This window comes from Rhodococcus sp. NPDC060086 (assembly GCF_042730275.1).
Classification (GTDB): Bacteria; Actinomycetota; Actinomycetes; order Mycobacteriales; family Mycobacteriaceae; genus Rhodococcus.
In genome coordinates this window covers 1-15,680 of the sequence record NZ_JBHWWZ010000001.1, presented here as the reverse complement: position 1 = coordinate 15,680, position 15,680 = coordinate 1, and the positions used below count along the sequence as shown (strand labels likewise).

General features: G+C 64.9%; 17 protein-coding genes. 11 read left to right on the top strand and 6 right to left on the bottom strand.

The features are described from left to right. Window positions 1-13: 13 nt before the first annotated feature. The 7 genes from ACFWB0_RS00085 to ACFWB0_RS00055 all read left to right on the top strand — a co-directional run bounded on the left by ACFWB0_RS00085 (window position 14) and on the right by ACFWB0_RS00055 (window position 6,848). Window positions 14-1,117 (top strand): acyl-CoA dehydrogenase family protein, encoded by a 1,104-nt coding sequence (locus ACFWB0_RS00085; protein ID WP_378488379.1) that lies wholly within the window; start codon window positions 14-16, stop codon window positions 1,115-1,117. Window positions 1,118-1,129: 12 nt separating this feature from the next. Beyond that, entirely contained in the window at window positions 1,130-1,915 is a 786-nt protein-coding gene (locus ACFWB0_RS00080) for an SDR family NAD(P)-dependent oxidoreductase (RefSeq protein WP_378488378.1), read from the top strand. 133 nt (window positions 1,916-2,048) lie between these two features. Beyond that, window positions 2,049-3,338, top strand: coding sequence for a C4-dicarboxylate ABC transporter substrate-binding protein (locus tag ACFWB0_RS00075; RefSeq protein WP_378488377.1), 1,290 nt, complete (start codon window positions 2,049-2,051; stop codon window positions 3,336-3,338). Between the two features lie 81 nt (window positions 3,339-3,419). Next, window positions 3,420-4,307, top strand: coding sequence for a DUF6282 family protein (locus ACFWB0_RS00070; protein ID WP_378488376.1), 888 nt, complete (start codon window positions 3,420-3,422; stop codon window positions 4,305-4,307). A 45-nt stretch (window positions 4,308-4,352) separates the two neighbouring features. After that, on the top strand, window positions 4,353-5,192 hold the full coding sequence (locus ACFWB0_RS00065) for a mycofactocin-coupled SDR family oxidoreductase (protein ID WP_378488375.1): 840 nt from the start codon (window positions 4,353-4,355) through the stop codon (window positions 5,190-5,192). A gap of 11 nt (window positions 5,193-5,203) precedes the next feature. After that, a complete protein-coding gene (locus ACFWB0_RS00060) occupies window positions 5,204-5,965 on the top strand; it encodes an SDR family NAD(P)-dependent oxidoreductase (RefSeq protein WP_378488374.1) in 762 nt (253 codons plus the stop codon). 91 nt (window positions 5,966-6,056) lie between these two features. Further along, window positions 6,057-6,848 carry an SDR family NAD(P)-dependent oxidoreductase gene (locus ACFWB0_RS00055; RefSeq protein WP_378488373.1) on the top strand — a complete coding sequence of 264 codons (792 nt, stop codon included), beginning with the start codon at window positions 6,057-6,059 and terminating at the stop codon, window positions 6,846-6,848. A 2-nt stretch (window positions 6,849-6,850) separates the two neighbouring features. Here the strand turns inward: ACFWB0_RS00055 and ACFWB0_RS00050 are convergent, their stop codons facing one another. After that, window positions 6,851-7,852 carry a MaoC family dehydratase gene (locus tag ACFWB0_RS00050; RefSeq protein ID WP_378488372.1) on the bottom strand — a complete coding sequence of 334 codons (1,002 nt, stop codon included), beginning with the start codon at window positions 7,850-7,852 and terminating at the stop codon, window positions 6,851-6,853. A gap of 2 nt (window positions 7,853-7,854) precedes the next feature. Further along, a complete protein-coding gene (locus tag ACFWB0_RS00045; protein WP_378488371.1) occupies window positions 7,855-8,721 on the bottom strand; it encodes an HpcH/HpaI aldolase/citrate lyase family protein in 867 nt (288 codons plus the stop codon). 232 nt (window positions 8,722-8,953) lie between these two features. On the opposite strand from ACFWB0_RS00045, the gene ACFWB0_RS00040 reads away from it, so the two are divergent. From ACFWB0_RS00040 to ACFWB0_RS00030, 3 genes are read left to right on the top strand one after another with little or no spacing between them, the layout of a single operon-like run. Beyond that, window positions 8,954-10,105 (top strand): acyl-CoA dehydrogenase family protein, encoded by a 1,152-nt coding sequence (locus tag ACFWB0_RS00040; protein WP_378488370.1) that lies wholly within the window; start codon window positions 8,954-8,956, stop codon window positions 10,103-10,105. 42 nt (window positions 10,106-10,147) lie between these two features. After that, entirely contained in the window at window positions 10,148-10,894 is a 747-nt protein-coding gene (locus tag ACFWB0_RS00035; RefSeq protein ID WP_378488369.1) for a GntR family transcriptional regulator, read from the top strand. Window positions 10,895-10,922: 28 nt separating this feature from the next. Further along, window positions 10,923-11,375, top strand: coding sequence for a MaoC family dehydratase (locus ACFWB0_RS00030; protein ID WP_378488368.1), 453 nt, complete (start codon window positions 10,923-10,925; stop codon window positions 11,373-11,375). Window positions 11,376-11,379: 4 nt separating this feature from the next. Here ACFWB0_RS00030 and ACFWB0_RS00025 read toward each other — a convergent pair whose 3' ends face one another. Genes ACFWB0_RS00025 through ACFWB0_RS00015 form a run of 3 tightly spaced genes read right to left on the bottom strand, consistent with a single transcriptional unit; the run spans window position 11,380 to window position 14,199 of the window. Beyond that, window positions 11,380-12,540, bottom strand: coding sequence for a PQQ-dependent sugar dehydrogenase (locus ACFWB0_RS00025; protein WP_378488367.1), 1,161 nt, complete (start codon window positions 12,538-12,540; stop codon window positions 11,380-11,382). Next, a complete protein-coding gene (locus ACFWB0_RS00020; RefSeq protein WP_378488366.1) occupies window positions 12,528-13,610 on the bottom strand; it encodes an alanine racemase in 1,083 nt (360 codons plus the stop codon). The genes ACFWB0_RS00025 and ACFWB0_RS00020 overlap by 13 nt, the downstream gene beginning before the upstream one ends. Window positions 13,611-13,635: 25 nt before the next feature. Continuing rightward, window positions 13,636-14,199, bottom strand: a complete 564-nt coding sequence (locus ACFWB0_RS00015) for a dihydrofolate reductase family protein (RefSeq protein ID WP_378488365.1) — start codon at window positions 14,197-14,199, stop codon at window positions 13,636-13,638. A gap of 71 nt (window positions 14,200-14,270) precedes the next feature. On the opposite strand from ACFWB0_RS00015, the gene ACFWB0_RS00010 reads away from it, so the two are divergent. After that, window positions 14,271-14,849: a TetR/AcrR family transcriptional regulator gene (locus tag ACFWB0_RS00010; RefSeq protein WP_378488364.1), complete on the top strand. Its 579-nt coding sequence runs from the start codon at window positions 14,271-14,273 to the stop codon at window positions 14,847-14,849. A 24-nt stretch (window positions 14,850-14,873) separates the two neighbouring features. Here ACFWB0_RS00010 and ACFWB0_RS00005 read toward each other — a convergent pair. Further along, window positions 14,874-15,680, bottom strand: an 807-nt coding sequence (locus tag ACFWB0_RS00005) for a DUF222 domain-containing protein (protein WP_378488363.1), incomplete at its 5' end; no start/stop codon positions are given.

The following is a 15,680-nucleotide window of genomic DNA, read 5'->3' as shown; positions in this document are numbered from 1 at the left end:
GAACGGAACAATCGTGTACTTCGAATTCAACGAGGACCAAGAAGAATTCCGCGCGTCATTGCGCAGGCTCCTGTCGGAACGTGCACCGATCACCAGGGTACGCGAGCTCGCCGAAACCCGTGAATACGATGCGGACACCTGGCGTCTGCTTGCCTCCGATATGGGGGTCCCCGGTATTCACGTTCCAGAGGACCTCGGTGGCAGCGGCTTCAGTTTTCTCGAGACCTGCGTGGTGGTACAGGAGCTCGGACGTGCACTCACTCCCGTGCCGATGATCACTACGATCGGCGCCATGGAAGCGATCCGAGCGCTGGGCTCGGAAGTGCAGCGGACGGAACTGGTGCCGGGTCTGGCGTCAGGAGAGGCCATCGGGACGCTGGCGTTGTCGGCCGACCGAGACCTCGAAGTGGACGGAGCCACTGTTCGCGCCTCCGGCGAAGGCGACACGCACGTCCTCACCGGCCGGGTCGATTACGTGGCGTTCGGAACCATCGCCGACCTGCTCGTCGTGCCGGCTGTGACTCCGTCCGGCGACGCGGTCGCGCTGTACGTCGTGGAGGCGACTGCGCCCGGTGTGTCGATCGAGTCGCGCGAGACCCTCGACCTCACCCGCCCGTTGGCATCTGTGGACTTGTCGGAGACCCCCGCGCGACTGCTGGGGTCCGACCATGCGGCGATCGTACGGATCGTCGACCTCGTCCGGATATTGCTCGCCAACGAGGCGATCGGTTCCTCGAAGGCCGTGTTGGACATGGCGGTCGACTACGCGAAGCAGCGGGTCCAGTTCAACCGGCCCATCGGCTCGTTCCAAGCGATCAAGCACAAGTGCGCAGACATGGCGATCGCGATCGAGTCAGCCGAGGCGACGGTCATGTTCGCGTCGATGGTCGCTGCCGACGAATCGACGGAGCTCCGCCTTGCCGCCTTGATGGCAAAGGCTCAGGGCTCCGAATGCCTCACGCTGTGCGCCTCCCAGAACATCCAGGTCCACGGCGGAATCGGATTCACGTGGGAAGCGGATCCGCATCTGTACTTCCGTCGCGCGAAGGCGATCGAGCCGCTGTTCGGAAGCAAGATGCACCACAACGACATGCTGGCCGACCTGGTCGGCATCTGACGGGAGTTGAAGATGACGACAACGATGCATCGCCTCGAGGGTGACGTCGCACTGGTGACCGGGGGTGGCTCCGGGATCGGTGCGGCCTCGGCGATCCGGCTGGCGCAGGAAGGCGCTGCGATCGCGATCGTCGACCTCCACGTCGATGCCGCAGAGGCCGTTGCCTCGCAGATTCGCGAATTCGGTGGTACAGCAGTCGCATTCGCTGCGGATGTTCGGGACGACAAGACTCTGGACGCAACCGTGGACGATGTGGTGTCGCAACTCGGCGACATCAGCGTGGTGTTCACCGCGGCCGGTGTGAGCGGGGCGCGGCTCGACAGCCATGAGGTTACTCGCGAAGAGTGGTACGGGGTTCTCGACATCAACTTGTCCGGCACGTTCTTCACCGTGCGTAGTGCCCTGCCGTCACTCCTGCGGAGAGGCGGAGGTTCGGTGGTCACGTGCGGTTCGACGTCGTCGTTCATCGCCACGCAGGGTGGTCTCGCGCCGTATCGCGCATCGAAGGGTGGCGTCAAGATGCTGACCCAGACGCTCGCGGTCGAATACGCGCCGCAGGGTATTCGGGTGAACAGCGTGTGCCCCGGCGCTGTCCGCACCAATCTCACCGCCAATACCGCGGCGATCGTGCCGACGACGGGTACCGTGAAGAATCCCTCGAAGCCGCTGAGCGTCCCCCTCGGTCGTTACGGTGAGGCCGAAGAAATCGCCTCTGTCGTAGCGTTTCTCGCATCGTCCGACGCCTCGTACGTGACGGGGCAAGCGATCCTCGTCGACGGTGGCGTCACCGCTGAATGAGGCCTTGACATCACCCTAATCTAGTCGCATGATTAGCAGTGTAACCGTGAGGGTGATCACTCCGCGTGGAGTATCCGAAAAAGGTGTCGATATCACTGGAGCTCACGGTCGAGCCTGACAAGGAGTACTCGAAGTGGTCACATTCTCCCGAGCGCGCATGGTTCCCCGCGCCGCCATCCTCATGACGGCAAGTGCGCTACTGCTCGCCGGTTGCGCCGAAACTTCCACCGGCGGGAGTGGTTCCAACGGAGGCGGCGAGGGCGTCGCCTTCGGCGCGACGATGGAGGAATACCGAGAGGCTTTCGCCGACGTCGACCCCATTGTGCTGTTCACACAGTCGCCCAGCACTCAGGGCTCGACCGGCGGTGCGTTCATCGATGCCTACACATCCGCTGTCGAAGAATGGTCGGACGGCAAGATCACCTTCGACATCGCCTACTCCGACGCGATTGCGAAGGCCACCGAAATCGACAACGCCATCGTCGACGGCCGTCTCGATATCGGGCAGGTTCTCGCCGTGTACGAGCCGCAGGAGTTCCCCGCAACGTCGGCGCTGCTCGACGCCAGTGTGCTGTCGGACCAGAGCGTCGTCACCGGTGTCCTCCAGTCGAATGCCTGGCCCGCGGACATCGCGCTGAACACCCCCGAGATCGTCGCCGAGTTCGAGGACAAGGGCATGAAGCTGATGCTTCCCGCCTACAACGCAGGCATGAACGCGCTGTTCTGCTCCGACAAGCGCACCGCGCTCCCCGATTACCAGGGGCGCAGCATCTCGGTCGGCAGCACCGCCGGCAACCAGCAGGTCTCCGCACTCGGTTCGACTCCCACCTCTGTCGCGTACACGGAGGCATACGAGGCGCTGCAGCGCGGTGTCATCGACTGCTCGATGCTCAGCCCCGCGGCCGCGCAGATCGGTGGCATCCTCGAGGTCGCACCGCAGACCGTGATCGATCCCGCTGCAGGTCTTGCCGTACCCAGCGGCAACATGGCCATGAACCTCGATGTGTGGGAGTCGCTTCCGCTCGTCGCGCAGCAGCTGATGTGGGACCGGCTCGACGCGTTCGTGACCGGCAGCATCGAGGGTAAGATCTGGCCCGTCACCGTCGAATCCGTCCAGGAGATCCAGCAGTACGGCGGAACCATCGAACCGTTCGCCGACGACGCGCGCGTCGCGGTGCAGGATGCGAACAACAAGATCGTCGAGGCGATCGCAGGTAACAGCGGTCTGAGCGACGGTGCCGGATTCGTCACGTCGGTGCGCGACAGCGCCGACAAGTGGAGCGAGATCATCGCAGAACTCGGCTACACCAACGAGACCGACTACAACGGCTTCGCCACCTGGTACGAGCCCGGCAAGATCGACATCGCGCCGTACGTCGACCGGGTCTACGAGGAGATCTTCCTTCCCTACCGCCCGTCCTGATCTTCGCGGCGGCGCCGACCACGTTCTGGAGGGGATGCCCCCTGCGTCCCCTCCAGAACGTTCTCTCATGAGGGGTACACGATGACCGAACGTCACTCCGGCACGGCCGCAATCGCACTCGACGGTGCGATCGACATGCATTGCCATTTCGGTCCGGAACCGCTCGTGGAAATGGCGGCCAAGTCACCGCACAGCGTGGACCCGATCGAGGCGGCGCGTGAGGCCGCAGATCACGGCATGCGGGCGATCGTCCTGAAGGCGCACGAGTTTCCGTCGACGGTCGCGGCACACCTGGCCAATGTGGCTGTCCCCGAGGTGCAGTCGATCGGCGGTATCTGTCTCGACCATCCGGTCGGAGGCCTGAACCCGCATGCGGTCGAATGCGCATTGCGCGCGGGAGCAAAGGTCGTCTGGTTGCCCACGCTGTCGTCGGAGCAGGACGCACCGGCGAAGGTGAAGGCGTTCTTCGGCGAGAAGGAAGAGGGCATTCGTGTCATCGACGCGGACGGTGCGATCGTCCCCGAAGTACGTACGATTCTGGACCTGATCACCGAATACGACGCGGTACTCGCGACCGGACACGTGTCGACCGCGGAGCATTTCGCCGTGGCGAAGGAATACGCATCGAAGGGTCATGTTCTCGTCACCCATGCGATGCACGCGACCACGGGCCCGCGTCTGACCGAACAAGAGGTGATCGAGCTGGCAGACCTCGGTGCCAGCATCGAGTTCGCGGCCCACACCTGTATGGGTGAACCATCGACGTTCGCGAATGTGGTGTCGGCCCTGAAGCGGCTCGACCCGGCAAAGGTGGTGCTGGCCACCGACTACGGGTGGACGACCAAGATTCCTCATCCCGCGGCCGGTCTGCACTCCTACGTGAACGCATTGTGGGACGAGGGCATCGACGAAACCGATCTGAAAGTGATGACCTGCGACAACCCGGCGCTGTTGCTGGGTATGCACTAGCCGGCCATGAAGCAAGTACAACTACGAGCCAGAAGGAACGCCGAAATGACCGACATTCAGGGACGGGTGGCCGGGAAGGTCGCCTTCATCACCGGAGCTGCCCGCGGGCAGGGCCGATCGCATGCGCTGCGGCTCGCGAACGAGGGCGCAGACATCTATGCCACAGACGCATGCGAGGACATTGCGTCGCTGACCTACGGGATGGCGACGGAAGAAGACCTCGCCGAAACCGCCCGACTCGTGGAGAAGACCGGTCGCCGGATCATCACCCGTAAGGTCGATGTGCGCGACCAGAAGGGTCTGGACGCAGCGGCGGCAGACTGCGTCGAGCAGTTCGGTCGCATCGACATCGTCAGCGCCAATGCGGGTGTCTGCGGCTGCCGTCCCACCGTCGAACTGACGGAGGACGAATGGCAGGACATGATCGACGTCAACCTCACCGGCGTGTGGAAGACCACGAAGGCCGTGATCCCGCAGATGCTGCGCACCGGCGGCGGTTCGATCGTGCTGACCAGTTCTGTCGTGACCTACAACGGCTCGCGCAACGTCGGACACTACAACGCGTCGAAGCACGGTGTGGTCGGTCTGATGCAGACTCTCGCAGCCGAATTCGGTGGTCAAGGGATCCGTGTGAATGCGGTGCACCCCGGCAACGTCGGCACCGACATGCTCTTCAGTGAATCGACGCTGCGAGTGTTCTGCCCGGACCTCGAGAATCCGACCATCGACGATCTACGTGAGCGTGCGCGCGGCCGCAACATCATGGATATCGCCTGGGTCGAGCCCGAGGACATCACCAACGCCGTGCTGTGGCTGGCGTCCGAAGAAGCCCGGTATGTCACAGGGATCTCGATCCCTGTCGACTGCGGGCTCCGCATCAGCTGAGAGGTTGGGACATGACTGAAGGTCGCAACGCAGGACGCAAGGTTCTCGTCACCGGCGGCGCCGGCGGTATCGGTGCAGCCGCTGTTCGAAGGCTCGCGAAGGAGGGAGCCGCCGTCGCGGTGCTGGACCTCGACGGCCCGGCCGCAGAAGCGCTCGCGGCCGAGCTCCGCGATGGGGGAGCCACAGCCGTTGCTGTCAGCGCAGACGTATCCGACCCCGACTCGGTGGGGCAGGCAATCGACGACGCGGCGGCGCATCTCGGCGGTCTCGACGGACTCGTCACGTGTGCAGGAATCGCGAAGTCGGCTCTGGTGCACGAGATGTCGGTCGAGGATTGGCACGACGTGGTCGGCATCAATCTGACCGGCTCGTTCCTGTCGGCCAGGGCTGCACTGCACCACATGTTGAAGGAGCGCCGCTCATCGGTCGTGACCATCGGTTCGGTGGCATCGCTCATCTCCGCGAACACCAACACGTGTAGTTACGACGCATCGAAGTCCGGTGTGCTGGGTCTGACCCGGTCCATCGCCGTCGGCTACGCAGATCGCGGTGTGCGAGCCAACGCGTTGTGCCCCGGGGTCGTCGACACACCCCTCGCACGCCGTGCGCGAGAAGCCGGGGGTGTCACGAGCACCGCGTTGGCGCAGACACCTCTGGGTCGCCGAGCGGACGTCGACGAGATGGCGTCCGTCATCGGTTTCCTCATTTCGGACGAGTCCTCGTACATGACGGGCTCGACCGTCGCCGCGGACGGCGGACTCACCGCGCAGTAGTCGGGCTCCCTGCAACGGTGCTTGTGTGACATTCTGTTTCGTCGAACTTGTTCGGCGCAGCATCACTCGAGAATGAATGAAAGGCTCACTCATGGCTTCGACCGGACGCCTCGCCGGCAAGACCGCACTCATCACCGGTGCAGGATCCGGTCTCGGACGGGCCACCGCACTCCGCTTCGCAGCGGAAGGCGCGGCCGTCGCAGTGGTCGATCTCGACCTCACCGCAGCCGGCGAGGTGGCCGACGAAATCCGCTCGGCGGGTGGCCATGCGTTGGCGGTGAGCGCAAATGTCACCTCCGATACGGACTCTCGGAGAATGATCGCCGAGACCCTCGCGGAGTTCGACACGCTCGATGTCGTATTCGCAAACGCCGGTGTCAACGGTGCCGGAAACGCCGCGGATACGACGGAAGCCGAGTGGGACAAGGTGATCGGGGTGAACCTCAAGGGTGTGTGGCTGACGTCGAAGTACGCGCTGCCACACATGATCGAGCGACGTACCGGGTCGATCATCAACCAGGCGAGCATGGGTGGCTTGATCGGTTTGCCCGGCATCTTCCCCTACACCGCAGCCAAGGGCGGGGTCATCGCAATGACCAAGCAGATGGCGGTCACCTACGGGCCCGACAATGTGCGGGTGAACGCGATCTGCCCCGGCACCATCCCCACACCACTGGTCTATCAGTCGCGCGTCGACCGCGGTGCGGCCGACGCCGATGCCGACCAGACCGCGATCGATGCCGAGGTCGCGAACAGGTTCCCGCTTCGCCGCCTCGGGACCCCCGACGACCTCGCCTCGATCGCGCTGTTCCTGGCAAGCGACGAGGCCGATTGGGTGACAGGCGGTATCTACACCGTCGACGGTGGTCGCAGCGCGTTCTGATCTCAGGCCATCAGTACCGTGAATCGCCAGTCGAGTACCGGCGCGGGCTCGGCGTCGCCGCGGTGTGCGTAGACGAGCGACCGCAGGTTCAGCACACCACCGCCGTCGACGAGTGCGTCCGCGGATTCGACGTGCAGGTCGCTGGTGAGGGTGTCGCCTTCGTGCACAGGTCCGGTGTGATCGCACGACTTCCAGCCGAGCACCGTCACCAGATTCGGCAGGGCACGCGACGCCTGTGACAACGCCAGACCGATCGTGTGCCCGCCGTACACCAGCCGGCCCGCAGCGCCGACCCGCTCATCGTGGTGGGTCGCTGCAATATTCAGGCTGAGCCGGGCGAGTTCGGGTGCGCTCGACACCACGTCGCCGCTGGACTGCAGGACCGATCCGGCAAGCGAGGCGTCGAAATGCGCGCCCGGTACGGTAGCGCGGTACTCGTCGAGGTTCCATCCCTCGGGGGCGGCCCACTGCGGTTCGTCCTGAGGTCCGATGGCCGACAGGTCATCGGTGTGCACCACACGATTCCGGTCGGGATTCTCGCTCAGCGGCAGCATCGCGCAACGGTAGAAGTCGAGCACGGTGTTGCCGTCCTGATCGACGGTGTTCATGCGCAGCGCCGCGAGACCGGTGGGTTTGCGGCCGGCTTTGGCCGAGTTCTCCTTGAGACCGACGACCTCGGTGGTGGTGTAGAGAGTGTCGCCGATGTGCGGAAACCGGCGAAAACGGAGGCCGCGGTAGAACAGATTGGCCTTGACATGGTGCGTGACCAGGGTCGACTGACCGATGGCGATGTCGGTGACGAAACCGGCGTGCGCGACCGGCCCCCCCGTGACACGGGTGGCGAGGTGCTTGTCGAGGGGCAGGCGCAGACGGTCGCCGAGGATCGACTGGTGCGCGGCGGCGAGACCGTCGGTGAGGGTGACGGCGGGCGCGGTGTCGAAGACCTGGCCGACGGTCAGTTCGTCGAAGTACGGTCCGCCGACGTATGCGGGGGTACTGGACATGTTCAGGCTCCGATCTTGGTGAGGGTGCGGCGGGCGGCAACGGCGACGGCCTCGTCGAGCATCTGGCCGTCGAGCTGCGCGGCGCCTGCGCCGCGTGCTTCGGCTTCCTCGAGGGCAGCGAGAACCTTGCGGGCCACTTCGACCTGCTGATCAGTGGGTGTGAATGCTGCGGCAGCGGAGTCGATCTGGGCTGGGTGGATGACCCACTTTCCGTCGAAACCGAGGTCGGACGCCCACTGCGCGGAGTGACGGAACGCGTCGTCGTCGGCGATGCCGAGGAACGGCCCGTCGATGGCCTGTACGCCTGCCGAGCGCGCAGCGTGCAGGACGCGGTCCTGTACGTACACCCAATGCTCGGGCAGCGCGGTGCGTGCACGTCCCAGTGCGGCGCCGAGGTCGGCGTAGCCGATGATGACGCCCGCGAGCCTGGGACCCGCGACGATCTCGTCGATGTTCTGGACACCTGCCGGGGTCTCGATGAGGGCCTGGATCTCGACTGCAGAGCTGCCGCCGGCGGAGTGCGCACCGAGGATGAGGTCGGCCTCGGCGAGGTCGTCGGCGCTCTCGACCTTCGGGAACACGATCGACGCGAGTGCGGTGCCGAGCTCGGCACACGCGCGTAGATCGTCCTCGAACCACTCGGTGCCGCGTCCGTTGATGCGTACGGACACAGTGCGATTGCCGCCGTGCTCACGGACCAGGGGAGCGATGAGATCGCGCGCGGCAGATTTCCGGTCGGGGGTGACCGCATCTTCGAGATCGAGAACGACCTCGTCGGCGGTGGAGGCGAGTGCCTTACCGGCCTTGCGTTCATCGGAGCCGGGGGCGACGAGCACCGCTCGCCGGCGAAGGTGTTGCTCGGAAGTCACGGGGAACCTCGTGGAGTTCGACGGTGGGGAACATCGTTAAATGTACGGCCATTGTGGCGTGATGCGCTACTTCTATAGGAACGGGTAGCGGGACAGATCAGTGATATCACTGGTTCGATGTCCAGATAGGGCGTCTCCCGCGATTGACAAGGCAGCGGATCGGTCCGCAAAATGGCCGTACAAAGTGTGCGTCTTCGGTGACCGAGGACCCGCGACGAGCCTAAGGACTTCCGTGAGCTACCTGAACGACGAAGAGACATTCCTGGTCAAGACTGTCCGCGACTTCATCGACCGCGAGGTCAAGCCGTCGGTGCAGGAGGTCGAGCACGCGAACGAGTACCCCGAGAAGTGGATCGAGCAGATGAAGCAGATCGGCATCTACGGGCTCGCGGTGCCCGAGGAGTACGGCGGATCGCCGGTGTCGATGCCCTGCTACGTGCAGGTCACCGAGGAACTCGCCCGCGGCTGGATGTCGCTGTCGGGTGCGATGGGCGGACACACGGTGGTCGCGAAGCTGCTGGTGCTGTTCGGCACCGAGGAACAGAAGGCCAAGTACCTGCCCAAGCTCGCGACCGGCGAGATCCGCGCGACGATGGCGTTGACGGAGCCGGGCGGCGGCTCGGATCTGCAGGCGATGACCACCACCGCCAAGCGTGACGGTGACGACCTGGTGATCAGCGGTTCCAAGACGTGGATCACCAACGCCCGCCGCTCGGGGCTGATCGCGTTGCTGTGCAAGACCGACCCCACCGCCACACCGCGTCACAAGGGCATTTCCGTGGTGCTCGTCGAGCACGGTCCGGGTCTGACGGTCTCGCGGGATCTGCCCAAGCTCGGCTACAAGGGTGTCGAGTCGTGCGAGTTGAGCTTCGATGGCTACCGGATCTCCGCGGATGCGATCCTCGGCGGCGAGCCGGGCAAGGGCTTCGGGCACATGATGAAGGGCCTCGAGACGGGACGGCTACAGGTCGCCTCGCGGGCGCTCGGTGTGGCGACGGCGGCTCTCGAGGATTCGCTGGCGTATGCGCAGCAGCGGGAAAGCTTCGGGAAGCCGATCTGGAAGCACCAGTCGATCGGGAACTACCTGGCGGACATGGCCACGAAGTTGATGGCGGCGCGGCAGCTGACCCGGCATGCGGCGGAGAAGTACGACAGTGGTGAGCGCTGCGACATGGAAGCGGGCATGGCGAAACTGTATTGCTCGGAGGTGGCGATGGAGATCGCGCTCAACGCGGTGCGGATCCACGGTGGGTACGGGTATTCGACCGAGTACGACGTCGAGCGGTACTTCCGTGATGCACCCTTGATGATCGTCGGTGAGGGCACCAACGAGATCCAGCGCAATGTCATCGCGAGCCAACTCGTGGCGCGCGGCGGACTCTGATCCTGCCCCTCGGACACTGAGCCCACTAGGATCTTCTCCGTCATGGACAGCAGAACACGTGAAACGGAACCGGCGTACGCGCAGCTCGCGCGTCAGTTGCGCGACGCCGTCGAAGCCGGTCGGTACAACGATGGTGTGCGTCTGCCGACCGAGGCGGAACTGGCGGAGCAGCACGGGGTGAGTCGTCAGACGGTGCGGCGGGCGTTCCAGGATCTGGTGGCCGACGGGATCGTCTACCGGGTGCCCGGTCGGGGTACGTTCGCGAACGAGTCGGGTCGGCGTTACCGTCGTCAGCTCGGTTCGATCGAGGATCTGCTGGCGTTGTCGGCGGATACGGTCATGGAGATCGTCTCGCCGCTGCGGCGCGGTGTCGATATCGATGCGGCCAGTCGGCTGCGTTTGGACACCGATCTGTTGTACACGGTGGTGCTGCAACGTGTGCACGACGGGATACCGTTCGTGCACACCACGATTCATCTTCCGGACGAGGTTGCGGCAGATGTACTGGATGAACCTGCGCTGCAGCTCGGTGCATCCAGCCGCAACACCGTCATCGGGTTGCTCGAGCCGTATCTCGACAGTCCGATCGTCGAGGCTGCGCAGTCGATCACCGTTGCACCTGCATCCGAGCAGGTCGCCGAAGTTCTGAATTGTGCTGTCGGGCACCCGTTGTTGCGGGTCGACCGGCTGTACTCGAACGAGGCGGGGGTTCCTACCGAGCTGTCGGTGAGTTACTTTCTGCCCGAGCACTACACCTATCGCGTCACCCTCCGGCGTTCCGGACACTGACGCCACATACCAACCACGGGAGTCGAATATGCGGATCTTCAACGGAATCGACGAAGTCGAAAAGGCAGTCGGCGAGACCATCGGGCAGAGCGACTGGCTCGAGATCACCCAGGAACGGGTGAACCTGTTCGCCGAGGCGACCGGCGACCACCAGTGGATCCACGTCGATCCCGAGCGTGCTGCAAGCGGTCCGTTCGGCACGACGATCGCCCACGGATACCTCACCCTGTCGCTGCTTCCGGTGCTCGGATCGCAGATCTTCTCCCTCGAGGGCGTGAAACTGAAGGTCAACTACGGCGCGAACAAGGTGCGTTTCCCCACGCCGGTTCCGGTGGGATCGAAGGTCCGTGCGTCGGCCGAGTTCAAGTCGTTCGAGCGCACCGCGAAGGGCGCGAACCTCGTGGTGGGCTACACCATCGAGATCGAGGGTGGCAGCAAGCCGGCGCTCGTCGCCGAGACGATCGTCGTTCTCGTTCCCTGACCCGTCAGGGATTCTCGGTGCTGGGAGTTTCGATACGGAGGATGCGGTCGTCGTCGCCCGCGGGTTCCCCGCGACCGTCGCGGTTCGAAGTGGTCAACCACAATGAGCCGTCCGGAGCGGCGACGACGGTCCGCAGCCTTCCGTATTCGCCCGTGAAGAACTCGGTGGTGTCGAACTCTTCGATGCCGATGCGCCACAGTCGTTCTCCTCGAAGCGACGCCATCCACAGGTTGCCGTCTTCGTAGGCGATTCCGGACGGTGACGCCTGCGAGACCGGCCATGTCACGACCGGGTCGATGAACTGGTCGTCGCGGGCGCTACCCTCGGCACTTCCGCTACCCTCGGCACTCCCGGTGCCGCCGGCACTCCCGGTAGTGCGGGTGCCCTCCACCTCTGGCCAGCCGTAGTTGCCGCCCGCCACGATCTCGTTGAGTTCGTCCACATCGTTCTGTCCGAATTCGGACGCCCACAACCTGTCCTCGTCATCGAACGCGAGGCCCTGCACATTCCGGTGACCGAGCGAATACACCGGAGAATTCGGGTCGGGATTACCCGGCGCAGGCTCACCGTCCATTGTCACGCGCAGGATCTTTCCGCCGAGCGACGACGGATCCTGTGCGAGAGGGGGAGTGCCGGCTTCCCCGGTCGCGGCATACAACATGCCGTCGGGCCCGAATTTCAGTCGGCCACCGTCGTGGACCCGTGCGGCAGGGATACCTTCGACGATCACCTGGTGGTCCGACAGGGTCGCGCCGTCGTACGCGGCGCGCACGATGCGATTGTCGGAGGACGTCGTGACGTACAAGAACACGAAACGGTCAGTGTCGAATGTGGGCGACACCGCGACACCGAGAAGTCCGGATTCGCCCCGCGCGACCACATCGTCGATCGTGGCGACCTCGCGGACCTGACGATCCGTGCCGATCGACAGCAGGCGTCCCGAGTCACGTTCGGTGACGAGCGCTGCGCCGTCCGGGAGGAACGCGAGACCCCACGGTGTGTCGAGACCCGTGGCGACGGTGTCGGTGACCTGGGGCGCGGGCGCTCCAGGCATGGGGGATGTGGGCGCAGCAGGAGCCTGCCCCGGCGACGAGCACGCAACGAGCGGAACTGCCAGGGCAACTGCGGCGACACGGACCAGCCATACGGATGTCACGTTGTGCATCCTCGCGCAGCGACCCGCCATCGGTCCACCACCTCGTCGGCGTGGCGTCCATCGATCACAATCAACTCGTCCGCGAGATTGACCGCGTTGCACACGTGATTCGGAATCACCCGAACCCGCTGTCCGAGGTCGGGCCGAGTGGCAGCGTCCGGCCAGTGCACCGTGGCGTGATGCTCCGACAGTGCGGTGATCCGCGCATCGGGCTCGCCGAGAATACGACCGTATCCGGTGGCCCACGATGCCTTGTCGGCGCCGACCGTCTTGCTGCCGGAGTCGAGCACGACCACCTCGCCGCGAGTGGACACGACGGTTGCGAGCGCGGTGAGTGCGAGATCGGCTTCGGTGATCGCGTCGATCTCGAGCTGCTGGGCATCGCCGAACACGTACACCCCGGGGCGTAGTTCGGTTGACACGGTGGGTGTCTCGATCAATGCGGTAGGCGACGAACCGCCGCTGATCACCACCGGATCGATCCCGGCGTCATGCAGTGCCGCTGCCGCGACGGTGAGCGCTTCGGCCTCCTCGGCAGCGGCGACGTGGGGCAGGCCGGGCCCGTACGAGTGGCCGGGAAACGTGAACACGCCGAGCACATTCAGCCCCGCGGCGCGTGCCCGGACCGCGACCGCACCGGCCTGTTCGGGTGCGACGCCGGTCCGGTGGTGACCGCTGTCGATCTCGACCAGCACGCCGATCGAGGCGTCGCAGTGTTCGGCGAGTGCCCGAGCGCCTGCTACGGAGTCGATACCGACGGTGAGTCGTACAGTCTCGGACAGAGCCAGCAGTCGCGCGCCGCGTGCGGCGTCGACCCAGAGCGGATAGGCGATGAAGATGTCGTCGAATCCGGTCTGTGCGAATGCTTCGGCCTCGGACACCGTCGCGACGCTCAGTCCCCGCGCGCCGGCAGCAAGCTGGAGATGGGCGATCTCGATGCACTTGTGGGTTTTGGCGTGCGGGCGCACCTCGAGACCGCGCTCGCGCGCCGATGCTGCCATGCGCGCGATGTTGCCGTCGAGGACGGCGCGGTCGACGAGGAGTGCAGGCGTGGCGTCGACAGAGGGAAAAGCGATCATTCCCAGACCGTAGACGGCATGGGGGTTACGCGCGATCGAACCAGGTGAGCTGCATGCCGCTGTCGAATTCTCGACGCTCGGTGACGCGGAACTGTGTCGGCCTGAAGTTCCCGGCCAGCGCCGGGATGCCGCCACCCGCGATCACCGGGTAGCTCTTGAATATCAGTCGGTCGATCTCGTCGACGAGCTGACCTGCGAGATTTCCACCTCCGCAGAGCCAGATGTCGAGGCCGTCCTGCTTCTGGAGCGTGCGGACCAGGTCGACCGGATCAGTGTCGACGACCTCCACCTGCGGATTGTCGGCCGGTTCGAGTGTGCGCGAGAAAACGTACTGCTTCATGTGGGCGTACGGACTGGTCATGCGCCCGGCCTGGTAAGTGTTGCGGCCCATCAGCACGGTGTCCCACGCCTGGTTGGGAGTGTCGGCCGGCATATCGATCTGGGCGCGCAACTCGGTCGGGATCGATTCCGGGTAGCGCTCACGGATCCACGACATGTCGTCGCTCATCGGATAGAAGTCGAATTCTCCTTCTGGGCCTGCGATGTAGCCGTCGAGAGAGACCGCCGCGTAGTAGACGAGCTTTCGCATAAGCACCGGACCTTTCGTAGTACTATGTGTGAAGTGGTTTGAACGTAGTACTACAAATGGAGTGGTGTCAAGTGGTTCGTACGAATCCTGAGCGGCGACAGGCCCTCCTGGATGCATCGATCGAGGTCCTGGCCCGAGAAGGGGCGAGAGGATTGACATTTCGGGCGGTGGACAAGGAGGCTGCGGTGCCCGCGGGTACCGCGTCCAACTATTTCTCCAATCGAGACGACTTACTCGTGCAAGTGGGGCACCGCTACTACGAGCGTCTGATTCCCAGCGAAGAAGTGATGGCGGAGTCGCATGGCGCGCAGACCCGCGAGTCCATGACCGAATTGATGACCGAGGTGGTCGAGCGTGTCTCCGGCTTCCGCACGGGCTATCTCGCGATCCTCGAACTCCGGCTCGAGGCGACCCGTCGGCCCGAACTTCAGGCCCTGCTCACCGATCGGGTGCGTGCCGATCTGGATTTCAATATCAGCAACTATCGAGAATCGGGATTGCCCGGCGGTGAGGATGCGGTGGTCCTGCTGTATCTCACGTTGAACTGGCTCATCCTCGACCGACTCACGCTCCCCGGAATCTTCGATGAGAAGCGCGCGGCAGACCTGGTGCGGACGGCCGTGGACCGCGCGATACCGTCTGATTCCTGATGTGAAACAGGCTGCTTCGTAACATTATTCGCGGGGCGGCCGCGGTTTCCGTCTTCGCCACGGTCGGCATTCGGTTCTCGGGATGTGCACCGGCCGAGTCGTGAGCATCGCCATCACGATCATCTCGTGGGGATGATGCCGGTGATTGCGCCGCGGAGTGCGGGCCGGGTCGAGTAAGTGCGGTGCCGTCCACAACGGTCTGCCTCCGTGCGGATCGACGCGGGTGCGCCATCCGGTTTCGGTGCCGGTGATGCGGGTGTGGTCGGCGTCGCACACCAGGGCGAGGTTGTCGATATCGGTGGCGCCGCCGTGCCGCCATTCGGTGAGGTGGTGCACGGCGCAGTGCGAGGCGGGCATGTCGCACCCGGGGCGTGTACAGCCGCGTTGCCATGCGGTGAGCAACAGGCGCTGCTCCGCGCTGGCGAGGCGTTTGCCGCGGCCGAGGTGCAGGGGAGCGCCGGCGTGATCGAAGAGGGCAAGCACAGGATAGACGTTTTCGGCCATGGCGAGGGCGTCGGGGACGGGGATGACACCGCCGGTGGCGGTGGTGGCCAAACCGAGGCCGGTCTCGAGTTGATCGATGCTCATGGTGACGATGACGGTGACGGGTAGTCCGCGGTGGTGCCCGAGTGTGCCGGTGGCGAGGGCGTGGGTGCAGATCGCGTCGAGGGCGTCGTGGAGGCGCTGGTCGGCGGTGCGTAGGTCGCGTCGGGCGGCTTGCTCGAGGGCGGCGGGGTCGACCTCGCCACGCTCGACCCGACAATAGTGGTTGTCTCCCGCGAGGCGGACGGCCGGTGGTTCGTGACGTTCGCCGTCGACACGACCGACCCC